This window comes from Bacillus sp. 204(2023), from assembly GCF_037027505.1.
Classification (GTDB): domain Bacteria; phylum Bacillota; class Bacilli; order Bacillales; family Bacillaceae; genus Bacillus; species Bacillus subtilis.
The window spans coordinates 266852-280285 of record NZ_JAXCHE010000005.1; the positions used below are offsets into that span (position 1 = coordinate 266852).

General features: G+C 46.9%; 8 protein-coding genes. 5 read left to right on the forward strand and 3 right to left on the reverse strand.

The features are described 5' to 3' along the window. Positions 1-6: 6 nt before the first annotated feature. Both dhbF and WA279_RS12885 read left to right on the forward strand, forming a co-directional pair. Positions 7-7143: a non-ribosomal peptide synthetase DhbF gene (gene dhbF, locus WA279_RS12880; RefSeq protein WP_336155544.1), complete on the forward strand. Its 7137-nt coding sequence runs from the start codon at positions 7-9 to the stop codon at positions 7141-7143. Between the two features lie 15 nt (positions 7144-7158). Next, complete coding sequence (locus WA279_RS12885) at positions 7159-7368, forward strand: MbtH family protein (protein WP_003228753.1); 210 nt, start codon at positions 7159-7161, stop codon at positions 7366-7368. A 250-nt stretch (positions 7369-7618) separates the two neighbouring features. Here WA279_RS12885 and WA279_RS12890 read toward each other — a convergent pair whose 3' ends face one another. The 3 genes from WA279_RS12890 to adeR form a co-directional block, all read right to left on the reverse strand. Then, on the reverse strand, positions 7619-8296 hold the full coding sequence (locus WA279_RS12890) for a YukJ family protein (protein WP_015714634.1): 678 nt from the start codon (positions 8294-8296) through the stop codon (positions 7619-7621). A gap of 111 nt (positions 8297-8407) precedes the next feature. Then, positions 8408-9544 carry an alanine dehydrogenase gene (gene ald, locus WA279_RS12895; RefSeq protein ID WP_336155545.1) on the reverse strand — a complete coding sequence of 379 codons (1137 nt, stop codon included), beginning with the start codon at positions 9542-9544 and terminating at the stop codon, positions 8408-8410. 101 nt (positions 9545-9645) lie between these two features. Continuing rightward, complete coding sequence (adeR, locus tag WA279_RS12900) at positions 9646-10914, reverse strand: sporulation transcriptional activator AdeR (protein ID WP_051673220.1); 1269 nt, start codon at positions 10912-10914, stop codon at positions 9646-9648. Positions 10915-11433: 519 nt separating this feature from the next. Here adeR and WA279_RS12905 point away from each other — a divergent pair. The 3 genes from WA279_RS12905 to essB all read left to right on the forward strand — a co-directional run bounded on the left by WA279_RS12905 (position 11434) and on the right by essB (position 13406). Next, positions 11434-11727: a WXG100 family type VII secretion target gene (locus WA279_RS12905; RefSeq protein ID WP_003220661.1), complete on the forward strand. Its 294-nt coding sequence runs from the start codon at positions 11434-11436 to the stop codon at positions 11725-11727. A 69-nt stretch (positions 11728-11796) separates the two neighbouring features. After that, on the forward strand, positions 11797-12036 hold the full coding sequence (gene yukD, locus WA279_RS12910; protein WP_003228763.1) for an ESX secretion system protein YukD: 240 nt from the start codon (positions 11797-11799) through the stop codon (positions 12034-12036). 14 nt (positions 12037-12050) lie between these two features. After that, positions 12051-13406, forward strand: a complete 1356-nt coding sequence (essB, locus tag WA279_RS12915; RefSeq protein ID WP_134991841.1) for a type VII secretion protein EssB — start codon at positions 12051-12053, stop codon at positions 13404-13406. Positions 13407-13434 lie beyond the last annotated feature (28 nt).

Consider the following 13434-nt stretch of genomic DNA (forward strand, 5'->3'; position numbering starts at 1 on the left):
AAACGGATGCCTGATACAAAAGATCTTCAATATTCTTTGACCGGGGCGCAAACTGGCATATGGTTTGCTCAGCAGCTTGATCCGGACAATCCAATCTACAATACAGCGGAATATATAGAAATCAATGGACCAATCAATATTGCTCTTTTTGAAGAAGCTTTGCGACACGTGATCAAGGAAGCGGAATCGCTGCATGTCCGCTTCGGTGAAAATATGGACGGGCCTTGGCAGATGATAAACCCGTCTCCGGATGTACAGCTGCACGTCATTGACGTCAGCTCTGAGCCTGATCCGGAAAAAACATCATTAAACTGGATGAAAGCTGATTTAGCAAAGCCGGTTAATTTAGGGTATGACCCTTTGTTCAATGAAGCTCTGTTTATTGCCGGGCCTGATCGTTTCTTTTGGTATCAGCGCATTCATCATATAGCGATCGACGGCTTCGGTTTTTCCCTGATAGCCCAGCGTGTGGCAAGTACATATACTGCGCTTATAAAAGGACAAGCAGCTAAAGGCCGTTCCTTTGGGTCTCTCCAGGCCATTTTGGAGGAGGATACAGATTATCGCGGATCAGAGCAGTATGAGAAGGATCGTCAATTCTGGCTGGACCGTTTTGCAGATGCACCTGAAGTTGTGAGCTTGGCTGATCGGGCGCCAAGAACATCTAACAGTTTTCTTCGTCATACGGCATATCTGCCTCCGTCTGATGTAAACGCGTTAAAAGAAGCGGCGCGCTATTTCTCAGGAAGCTGGCATGAAGTCATGATTGCGGTGTCAGCTGTTTATGTGCACCGTATGACCGGCTCTGAGGATGTTGTGCTCGGCCTGCCCATGATGGGTCGGATAGGGTCCGCGTCACTGAATGTACCGGCTATGGTGATGAACCTTCTCCCGCTCCGGCTGACGGTAAGCTCTTCGATGAGCTTTTCTGAACTGATTCAGCAAATTTCCCGGGAAATCCGCAGTATTCGGCGACATCATAAGTATCGCCATGAAGAGCTTCGGCGCGATCTGAAATTGATAGGAGAAAATCATCGATTATTTGGCCCTCAAATCAATCTTATGCCGTTTGATTACGGTCTCGACTTTGCCGGCGCCCGAGGCACAACGCATAATCTTTCAGCCGGTCCTGTTGATGATCTATCAATCAATGTATATGACAGAACAGACGGCAGCGGGCTGCGAATTGATGTTGATGCGAATCCTGAGGTATACAGTGAGTCTGATATTAAGCTTCATCAGCAGCGTATCCTGCAGCTGCTGCAAACGGCTTCTGCCGGAGAGGACATGCTGATTGGGCAAATGGAGCTTCTGTTGCCAGAGGAGAAAGAAAAAGTCATTTCTAAATGGAATGAGACGGCAAAATCCGAGAAGCTGGTCAGCCTTCAGGACATGTTCGAAAAGCAGGCAGTTCTTACGCCAGAACGTATCGCTCTCATGTGTGATGACATTCAAGTCAACTATCATAAGCTCAATGAAGAGGCAAACCGCCTCGCGCGTCTGTTGATCGAAAAAGGGATTGGTCCGGAGCAATTTGTCGCTTTGGCGCTGCCGCGTTCCCCTGAGATGGTGGCCTCAATGCTTGGTGTGCTCAAGACTGGTGCGGCGTATCTCCCCCTTGATCCGGAGTTTCCAGCCGACCGCATTTCTTACATGCTGGAGGATGCGAAACCTTCATGCATCATAACGACTGAGGAAATAGCAGCCAGTCTGCCTGATAACCTGGCTGTACCGGAGCTTGTGCTTGATCAGGCTGTTACACAGGAGATTATAAAACGCTATTCGCCGGAAAATCCGGATGTATCGGTTTCTCTTGACCATCCTGCGTATATCATCTATACCTCAGGATCAACAGGAAGACCGAAGGGAGTCGTTGTGACACAGAAAAGCTTAAGCAATTTTCTGCTGTCCATGCAGGAGGCATTTTCTCTAGGAGAAGAAGACAGGCTGTTGGCTGTGACGACTGTCGCTTTTGATATTTCAGCATTGGAGTTATATCTTCCGCTGATTAGCGGAGCGCAAATCGTGATCGCAAAGAAAGAAACGATCCGTGAGCCGCAGGCATTAGCTCAAATGATTGAAAATTTCGATATTAACATCATGCAGGCGACACCGACACTGTGGCACGCTTTGGTAACGAGTGAATCTGAGAAACTTCGGGGGCTTAGAGTGCTTGTAGGAGGCGAGGCGCTGCCGAGCGGTCTTTTGCAGGCGCTTCAAGACCTTCATTGTTCAGTCACGAACTTATACGGTCCCACTGAAACAACGATTTGGTCTGCAGCAGCTTTTCTTGAAGAAGGGCTGAAGGGCGTTCCTCCGATTGGGAAACCGATTTGGAACACGCAGGTGTATGTGCTTGATAATGGATTGCAGCCGGTTCCGCCGGGCGTTGTCGGAGAGCTTTATATTGCAGGCACCGGCTTGGCCAGAGGTTATTTCCATCGCCCTGATTTAACGGCGGAGCGCTTCGTTGCAGATCCATACGGACCGCCGGGAACTAGGATGTATCGGACCGGAGACCAGGCCCGCTGGCGTGCCGATGGGTCTTTGGATTATATCGGGCGGGCGGATCATCAAATCAAAATTCGCGGATTCCGAATTGAACTTGGAGAAATTGATGCTGTGCTTGCCAATCATCCGCACATTGAACAGGCCTCGGTTGTCGTACGGGAAGATCAGCCGGGAGACAAACGATTGGCGGCTTATGTAGTCGCTGATGGTGCTATTGATACTGCAGAGCTTCGTCGTTATATGGGGGCTAGTCTTCCTGATTATATGGTACCGGCGGCGTTTGTGGAGATGGACGAGCTGCCATTAACACCTAATGGCAAGCTTGACCGGAAAGCACTGCCGGCACCAGACTTCAGCACATCTGTCAGTGATCGGGCCCCGCGGACTCCTCAGGAAGAGATATTGTGTGACTTGTTTGCAGAGGTTCTCGGTTTGGCACGCGTCGGTATCGATGACAGTTTCTTCGAGCTTGGGGGCCATTCTCTTCTTGCAGCCCGTCTGATGAGCCGCATTCGCGAGGTAATGGGAGCCGAACTTGGTATCGCCAAGCTCTTTGACGAACCGACAGTAGCCGGACTCGCTGCCCATCTTGATTTGGCGCAGAGTGCACGTCCCGCTTTGCAGAGAGCTGAGCGGCCTGAAAAGATCCCGCTATCATTTGCCCAGCGCCGGCTATGGTTCCTGCATTGTCTGGAAGGACCGAGTCCTACTTATAATATTCCGGTTGCTGTCCGTTTGTCAGGTGAGTTGGATCAAGGATTGCTGAAAGCGGCACTTTATGACCTCGTCTGCCGTCATGAAAGCCTTCGGACGATCTTCCCTGAATCACAGGGGACATCCTATCAGCATATTTTAGATGCCGATCAAGCCCATCCTGAGTTACATGTTACTGAAATTGCTGAGAAGGAGCTTTCTGATCGGCTTGCCGAAGCTGTACGCTACAGCTTTGATCTTGCAGCTGAACCTGCTTTTCGTGCTGAGCTTTTTGTGATCGGTCCTGACGAGTACGTGCTGCTTCTTCTCGTCCATCATATTGTCGGGGACGGCTGGTCCTTAACACCGCTGACCCGAGACCTTGGGACGGCTTATGTGGCTCGCTGCCACGGACGATCTCCCGAATGGGCGCCTCTTGCTGTGCAGTATGCAGACTATGCGCATTGGCAGCAAGAACTGCTTGGAAACGAGGATAATCCAAACAGCTTGATTGCCGGTCAGCTTGCTTTCTGGAAAGAAACCTTGAAAAACCTGCCTGATCAGCTTGAACTGCCAACCGATTATTCACGTCCGGCTGAGCCGAGTCATGATGGAGATACGATTCATTTTCGTATTGAGCCCGAGTTTCACAAGCGATTGCAGGAGCTGGCTCGCGCAAATAGGGTGAGCCTGTTTATGGTGCTTCAATCCGGTCTCGCCGCTTTATTGACAAGGCTCGGGGCGGGCACCGACATTCCGATCGGCAGTCCGATCGCGGGACGGAATGACGATGCGCTGGGCGATCTTGTAGGGCTGTTCATTAATACATTGGTGCTCAGAACTGATACGTCCGGTGACCCAAGCTTTCGTGAGCTTCTAGACAGAGTACGGAAAGTGAATCTGGCCGCCTATGACAATCAGGATCTGCCGTTTGAGAGACTTGTAGAGGTGCTCAATCCGGCTCGTTCGCGTGCGACGCATCCTTTATTCCAAATCATGCTTGCGTTCCAAAACACACCGGACGCTGAACTGCATCTTCCTGATATGGAGAGCAGCCTGCGAATCAACAGTGTCGGTTCTGCCAAGTTTGATTTGACGCTGGAAATCAGTGAAGATCGCCTTGCTGACGGGACACCAAACGGGATGGAAGGGCTGCTTGAATACAGCACTGATCTTTTCAAGCGGGAAACTGCTCAGGCTCTTGCTGACCGATTGATGCGCCTGTTGGAGGCTGCCGAGTCTGATCCTGACGAGCAAATCGGAAATCTGGATATTCTTGCGCCAGAGGAACGCAGCAGCATGGTGACAGATTGGCAAAGTGTATCTGAAAAGATTCCGCAAGCATGTTTGCCAGAGCAGTTTGAGAAGCAGGCTGCTTTACGTCCTGATGCCATTGCCGTTGTATATGAAAATCAGGAACTGAGCTATGCAGAGCTGAATGAAAGAGCAAACCGGCTTGCCCGAATGCTGATTAGTGAAGGTGTCGGGCCGGAGCAATTTGTGGCATTGGCACTGCCCCGATCGTTGGAAATGGCTGTCGGCCTATTGGCGGTGCTAAAAGCCGGGGCAGCTTATCTCCCTCTTGATCCGGATTATCCGGCTGATCGAATTGCTTTTATGCTAAAAGATGCACAGCCTGCGTTTATCATGACGAACACTAAAGCTGCAAATCACATTCCGCCAGTTGAAAACGTGCCGAAAATCGTGCTGGATGATCCCGAGCTGGCAGAGAAACTAAACACGTACCCTGCAGAGAATCCAAAAAATAAGGATAGGACTCAGCCGCTTTCGCCTTTGAATACGGCATATGTCATTTATACATCCGGCTCAACAGGTGTTCCAAAAGGTGTGATGATTCCTCACCAAAATGTAACACGTTTATTTGCAGCGACCGAGCACTGGTTCCGTTTCAGCTCAGACGATATCTGGACCATGTTCCATTCCTATGCGTTTGATTTTTCGGTGTGGGAGATCTGGGGTCCTCTGCTGCATGGCGGACGTCTTGTGATCGTGCCTCACCACGTCAGCAGATCGCCAGAAGCGTTTTTGCGCCTGCTTGTCAAAGAGGGGGTGACTGTTCTGAACCAGACACCGTCTGCTTTCTATCAGTTTATGCAGGCGGAACGGGAACAGCCGGATCTCGGACAGGCACTCAGTCTGCGCTATGTCATTTTTGGCGGAGAAGCGCTTGAACTCAGCCGTTTAGAGGATTGGTATAACCGCCACCCTGAAAATAGACCGCAGCTTATCAATATGTATGGTATTACAGAAACGACGGTGCATGTGAGCTATATCGAATTAGACCGAAGCATGGCAGCTTTACGGGCAAACAGCTTGATCGGCTGCGGCATTCCCGATCTTGGTGTATACGTGCTGGATGAACGCCTGCAGCCGGTCCCGCCGGGTGTTGCCGGAGAGCTGTATGTATCAGGAGCGGGGTTAGCACGAGGTTATCTAGGTCGGCCTGGTTTAACATCTGAACGCTTCATAGCTGATCCGTTCGGTCCTCCAGGCACCCGGATGTACCGCACTGGGGATGTGGCCCGCCTCCGCGCTGACGGTTCCCTCGACTATGTCGGCCGTGCAGACCATCAAGTGAAAATTCGGGGATTCCGGATTGAATTGGGAGAAATTGAAGCCGCACTCGTTCAGCATCCGCAGCTTGAAGATGCGGCAGTGATCGTTCGTGAGGATCAGCCGGGAGATAAACGGTTGGCAGCTTATGTCATCCCTTCGGAAGAAACATTTGATACGGCGGAACTGCGCAAATATGCTGCGGAGAGACTGCCGGATTACATGGTGCCTGCTGCCTTTGTGACGATGAAAGAATTGCCGCTGACACCGAATGGAAAGCTTGATCGTAAAGCACTGCCCGCTCCGGATTTCGCAGCGGCAGTGACAGGGCGAGGACCGAGAACGCCGCAGGAAGAAATTCTCTGTGACCTCTTTATGGAGGTGCTTCACTTGCCGCGTGTCGGCATTGATGACCGTTTCTTTGATTTAGGCGGACATTCCTTGCTTGCTGTACAGCTCATGAGCCGCATTCGTGAAGCGCTCGGCGTTGAACTCAGCATCGGCAACTTGTTCGAAGCACCTACTGTAGCCGGGCTCGCTGAAAGACTTGAAATGGGATCAAGCCAAAGCGCTCTTGACGTTCTGCTGCCGCTCCGAACGAGCGGAGACAAGTCTTCTTTATTCTGTGTTCATCCGGCAGGGGGACTCAGCTGGTGCTATGCCGGTTTGATGACGAATATAGGAACGGATTATCCGATCTACGGCTTGCAGGCACGGGGAATCGGGCACCGCGAGGAGCTTCCGAAAACACTTGATGACATGGCTGCCGATTACATTAAACAAATCCGAACGGTTCAGCCGAAAGGCCCGTACCATCTGCTGGGCTGGTCTCTGGGCGGGAATGTCGTTCAAGCGATGGCCACCCAGCTGCAAAATCAAGGAGAAGAAGTTTCCCTATTGGTGATGCTGGATGCCTATCCAAACCACTTCCTTCCTATAAAAGAGGCGCCGGATGATGAGGAAGCGCTTATTGCCCTTCTGGCGTTAGGCGGGTACGATCCGGACAGCTTAGGGGACAAACCGCTAGATTTTGAAGCAGCGATTGAGATTCTTCGCAGTGACGGCAGTGCGCTTGCGAGCTTGGATGAAACGGTCATTTTAAATTTGAAGAATACGTATGTCAATTCTGTCGGCATTTTAGGCTCCTATAAGCCGAAAACCTTCCGTGGAAATGTTTTGTTTTTCAGATCAACAATCATTCCTGAATGGTTTGATCCGATTGAACCTGATTCGTGGAAGCCTTATATTAACGGACAGATTGAACAAATTGACATCGAATGCCGTCATAAAGATTTATGTCAGCCGGAACCTCTGGCTCAAATCGGCAAGGTTCTCGCTGTCAAACTGGAAGAGTTGAATAAATAAGGGAGGAGAAATAGAATGGCAAATCCTTTTGAAAATGCGGATGGCACGTATTTGGTGCTGATCAATGAAGAAGGCCAATATTCCCTATGGCCCGGTTTTATAGATGTGCCGAGCGGCTGGACAGTCGTTCATGAGCAAAAAGGGCGTGAAGCTTGTTTGGACTATATCCAATCGCATTGGAGCGATATGAGGCCAAACAGCCTAAAGACTGTTGAAAATGTGTAATCGTATCAAAAAGAGACTGCTCGCCGCAGTCTCTTCAGCGTGTCGATAAACCCTCGCATTCGTTGTCAAGTCTGCGCGTTGGTGCTCACGAATTAGAACATTCGCTCCGCTCCAATGCTCACCTTTCCTAGAGTTCAAGGGTTTTCAATCACGCTGAAAACATGACAAAATCCTAAAGCTTTTAAAACGCTTTAGGATTTTGTCAACAATCTTCCGAAGAGACTGCTCGCCGCAGTCTCTTTTTCTAATCTTACGCAGACGTTTGGGTATGATCACAATCTCTGACCGGGTTTCCGTTTTCATCGGTACACCAAGATTGGGATAAAAACGCTAAAAACACAGCGGCCCACTGATCTGCAAACTGAATCAGAATACCCCCATCATGCCAAGAGCCGTTGTCTTTTTTCCAGCGGGTATCCATTGCATTCCCTTGATTCATATGGATATTGTGCATGCCGTTGGTCGGGGTAAAACCGAATATTTTATCTGCAGCCTGTTCAGGTCCAAATTTTGAACCGAATATATAAACCGGCGCTTTCTCATCTTGCGCTTTCTTCATATAGGTTTCAATAAAATCATTTAAATCATTATCAGGTCCCGTGATTTCATGAGGCAAAGGCTTCATTTCCCGCGGGTCAAACAAATTGCCCCGCACGTAATCAAGCGCTATATCACGATTTGCTTCATTGATCCTTGTATATCCATACGGCATGTTCGGAAGGATGGTAATCGAGCCCGAATCAAACTGATCGTCAGCCAAATACAATACTTCAGATTCCTCAGAACTGGACATCACATTGATGGCGCACCTGTAATACGTATTCTCTTCACCGAGCATTTTGACTTGGAAATGAGGACTGTCATCATCTGTTTCCCGCTTCATGTCTAAGACTATGCCTTTTAACACGCCATATTGCTGAACAGCCATATGAATCCTCCTTTATGATCAACTTCATAGTCATAATTCGTGAAATGGTCTCTTTTTTCCTTTTAAAAAATAAAAAAGCCTGCAGAAATCTTTCTGCAAGCTCATTGTGAATTAAGCACCCGCCACAGATGATTCATCCTCTAAAGCTTTCTCGGCAGGAACATACTCATAGCCTAGATCTCTTGCTACAGCTTCATAGGTCACGTGTCCGTTTGCGGTGTTTAAACCCGCTCTCAGTGCCGCATTGTCTGCGAGCGCTTTTACTGCCCCTTTGTTCGCGATTTGCAGTGCGTATGGAACAGTAACGTTAGTCAGGGCGATTGTTGATGTACGAGGGACAGCACCCGGCATGTTTGCTACAGCATAGTGGAGAACACCGTGTTTTTCATATGTCGGCTGATCATGGGTAGTAATATGGTCGACAGTTTCGACAATGCCGCCTTGATCGATCGCAACATCGACAATGACTGAACCAGGTTTCATTTGTTTTACCATTTCCTCAGTCACAAGAGTCGGAGCTTTAGCACCCGGAATTAATACCGCGCAAATGAGAAGATCCGCTTCTGCCACAGCATCTGCGATATTGACCGGATTAGAAATTAGCGTTTTAATCTGATGGTCGAAGATGTCATCAAGCTGGCGCAGGCGGTCTGCGTTTAAGTCGATGATGGTCACATCTGCACCGAGGCCGACAGCCATTTTCGCCGCGTTTGTGCCGACAACGCCTCCTCCGATAATTGTTACTTTTCCGCGAGAAACGCCCGGCACCCCGGCAAGCAGAATGCCTTTTCCGCCTTTAGGCTTTTCTAAGAATTGAGCGCCGATTTGCGCCGCCATTCTGCCCGCAACCTCAGACATAGGTGTCAGAAGAGGCAATGTCCGGCCTTCACTGACCGTTTCATATGCGATGGCAGTTACTCCTTTATCCTTCAAGGCCTGTGCAAGCTCAGGCTCAGCTGCTAAATGAAGGTACGTAAACAGCACAAGTCCTTTGCGGAAATAAACATATTCTTCCGGCAGCGGTTCTTTTACCTTCATGACCATTTCGGCGTCCCAGACCTGTTTCGGATCAGCAATGATTTCCGCTCCTGCTGACTCATAGGCTTCATTTTCAAATCCGCTTCCAAGGCCCGCGCCTGTTTCAACCAGCACCCGGTGGCCGTTTGAAATGAGCTGAGAAACGCCTCCGGGTGTTAATGCGACACGGTTTTCATTGTTTTTTATCTCTTTAGGAACCCCTATGATCATATCTGTCTCCTCCTGTATCTGTGATATTTTTAGTGTAGCTTGATATTTTGGAGAATTCTTTGTTTGATTAAGAAAATAAAAAAACATGGATTTGTGAAATTTCACAAATCCATGTGCCGAAGTTTGATATCTAAATAGATGGTGAATTTTTGATTCACATTTTTCAAATCAATTTCAGCGATCTGGCTGATCCGCTTGAGCCGGTAATTCAACGTATTAACGTGTATATTTAACAGCTTGGAAGCGGTATTCACGTTGCTGTCCGCTTCAATAAAGCGCTCTAGCGTCTCTACCAGATTTGACTGGTGATCCCGGTCATATTGTTCCAGTTTGGAAAGCGAGTAATTATAATGGCCCGCTTGTTTCCGTTTTTCATATAAGACATCTAAGTATTGATAAATGCCTAACTCAGAAAAGCTGAAAAGATGTTTGGTCTCTTCAGTGAACCGTTCCTTCGTTTTTAAGACGGACAATGCTTCCTGATAGGAGCGGGAGACAAAAGAAATAGAGTTGTATATTCCGCCAAAAGCGATAGAAACGTCTTCTATTTTATACCGCTCCTTCAGCTGTTTTTGCGTACTTAAAGCAAACTGTTTTAAATCTTGAAAAGGATGATCTGTTTTGGGTGAGGTTAATATAATAAGTTCATTGGAATCTACGGTCGCCAGCAGCACGTAAACCTGCTGGGTCGTTTCCTGTAAATATTGCAGCTGCTGTTCGATTTTTTCAGTCAGCTCACCATTTATGCGGATGATCATAACTGAAAACTCTGAAGGAGCGGCCATTCCAAGCTTATGGAACCCATCCGCCATATCATCCTCCTGATGGATGTGTCCGGTCAGCATTTTCCAGAAAAATTCTTGGCTGCGTTCTTCATTTTTCGTTTTTCTGATTTGAAGTTTGAGAAGTTTGTTTTTCACTGCTTTTGCTGCCATTTGCAATGTCAGCAGATCTTCATCGGACAATGTTTTTTGGATCTCAAGCGCCCATATGAAGCCAAGTACTTGCTTGTTTTTCCAAATCGAAATAGCGACGCGATTGCTCAGCCCGACTTCATCAATTTGCTTGACTCTGATCGGCTGGTCCGTTTTTAAGAGAGCTGGAATTGTCCCGTCTTTCCACAACTTGTTAATCACCTTCTCCGGTACCCTTCTGCCAATAATGGTAGACGTCCGGGCAGGGTCTGTGCAGTCGCTGTGTGTACTGTAGGCAAGCAGCTTGTGGTTAACATCCTCTATGGTGATCGGGCACCGCAGAACGTCGCTGATATGATCAGCCACATCTTCAAGTCTGTCAAAACTATATTTAAACGGATCATTCGGCATGGTCATAAATCTCCCTACTTTTCGTGCTTGATTTCTCTTTGACATCTCATCCCCTTCCTTTTATTATGATTGTTGTTGTTTGTGAAAATCAACAACAAAGAACAGAAGCAAAAAAACAATTTCATGAGAGAAACGTTCTATATACATTTGGCGGTGTAATCGCCTTTTTGCAGGACAGTTGTATGCCTCATATAACGACAGCTTATCCTATTAATCTTCTAAGAAAGTCATCGGAGGCGAGACTAATTAAGGAAAGAAAAAACTGAACCTTTCAGAAATGGTGCTGTAGCATCAAATTTTCTGAAAGGTTTTTTTTGGGAGTTGGAGAGTTATTTGGGTCTTTTGGATTATTCGGAGAATGAAGAGAAGATTAAGAAAATAAACCTATTTACTTTACATTATATGTCATTTTTAAGGGATTCGGTGTAAACCATTGGACTCATTTTGTAAAATTAAAACATATTTGTTTGACTATGCCGAAAAACTGTTTTTATAATAATGACGTTCTAAAAATAAGTGAATTAGCCCATATTTAGGCTGATGGCACAGGAGGTAATGAGGAATATGGCAGGATTAATTCGTGTCACACCCGAAGAGCTAAGAGCGATGGCGAAGCAATACGGCGTTGAAAGCCAAGAAGTATTAAATCAGGTTGATCGTTTAAACCGAATGATCTCTGATTTGAAAAGCATGTGGGAAGGTGCTTCAAGCGAAGCGTTCGCAGATCAATACGAGCAGCTCAAACCTTCATTTATCAAAATGTCAGATTTGCTTCAAGATGTGAATCAGCAGCTTGATCAAACAGCAAATACACTTGAGTCTACTGACCAAGACATCGCAAATCAAATCCGCGGATAACAGTATGAAAGGGAAGGAGCGCCTGATTCAAAAGAAGACGGCGCTCTTTCTATGTAAGGGTGATCCTAAATGTATATTGATATTACAATAGATTTGAAACATTATAACGGCAGTGTCTTTGATCTCAGATTGTCAGATTACCACCCGGTGAAAAAAGTAATTGATATTGCTTGGCAGGCCCAAAGCGTATCTATGCCTCCGCGCGAAGGGCACTGGATCAGAGTGGTGAACAAGGATAAGGTGTTTTCCGGAGAATGCAAGCTGTCTGATTGCGGCATTACAAACGGAGACCGGCTTGAAATATTATGAAAGGATCTGGTTGAATGTCAGGTAAACAAAAATCATATTTAGAAAACCAATTAGAAGCTGTTGCCGAGAAAACAGATGCCGGCTATACATTTACCTTTCAACGGGAAAAAATAAAGCTTCTCGACGGTTTAGAAGCTAATGTGATCAAAGATATAAATCCATTTTTTCATAAAGAAATCGATGTGACGGATGATGAAGTAATCATCACAATCCAACCTCCCTCCTCCTATAAAGCATTCCGCTTCATGAAAGCTAAGGATAAAAAAAGTAAATGGCAGTTTGCCTATCAGCTTGTTCAAGCCGTACAGCAGCACAATCTGTCGAGGCTGAATGTGATTGTCGCTCCTGAAAACATTGTATTCGATAAAGGGCTTACGCCTTATTTTCTCCATTATGGAGTAAAAGAAAGCATTCCTCCTTACGAGCGTGATGAGGAAAGAGTATGGCAGGAGCTGAAAGCGGCAGCGGCTTTGGCAGTTGACGGCGCTTTTGCGTTTGAAGATTACCTGAAATTCAATGAAACGCTGACGTTTTCCGCAGAGGCAAAGGCGATATTAGATGCTGAATCCTATGATGATTTGCTCGAGCTGATTCAAACCCATATTGATGAGCTCGAAGCCAAAGCAAAAACATACATACATATCCCGAGAAAGAAGTGGAACATCCAGCGATATATCGGCCTGGGGCTCATTGTTTTGCTTGTACCGGCACTTATTTATTCGATGTACGCCTTATTTTTCGCGCAGCCAAAGCACCAGGCGATAGTGGACAGCAACCGTGCGTTCTTAAACAAGCAGTACAGTGAAGTCATCAGCACACTGTCCAAGTACGATGCGGAAAGCCTGCCTGAATCGGTGCAGTATCAGCTGGCGACGTCCTATGTTGAGGTCGAAAACCTGGGGAGTGCAAAAACCAAAAATATAGAAAATAATTTAGTCACCCTTCAATCAGACCCTCAGCATTTCTTATATTGGATTGATTATGGTCGAGGAGAATACAAAGAAGCGATCAGTATCGGCCGCAAGCTGGAATACAATGATTATATTTACTTTGCCCTAGCTAAATATAAACAGCAGCTTTTATCTGAGGATACAAATGATGAAGACATACAAAAAGAACTTGACTCAGTAAATAGTGAGCTTGAAAAAGCCCAAAAAGAACGTCAAGAAAATAAACAGTCTAATTCTGAAACATCGTTAGTCGATACAAGCGAAGAACAGACACAAACAGACGAAGAAAAACAAGCAGAAGAGAAAGCGGCAGAAGAAAAAGCCGCAGCCGAGGAAAAAGCGAAAAAAGAAGAACAGAAGAAAAAAGAAGACGAGAAAAAAGAAACAGAAAAGAAAGATGAGAAAAAAGATGACAAATAACGTGAGACATGAAGCGCAGGTCATCGCA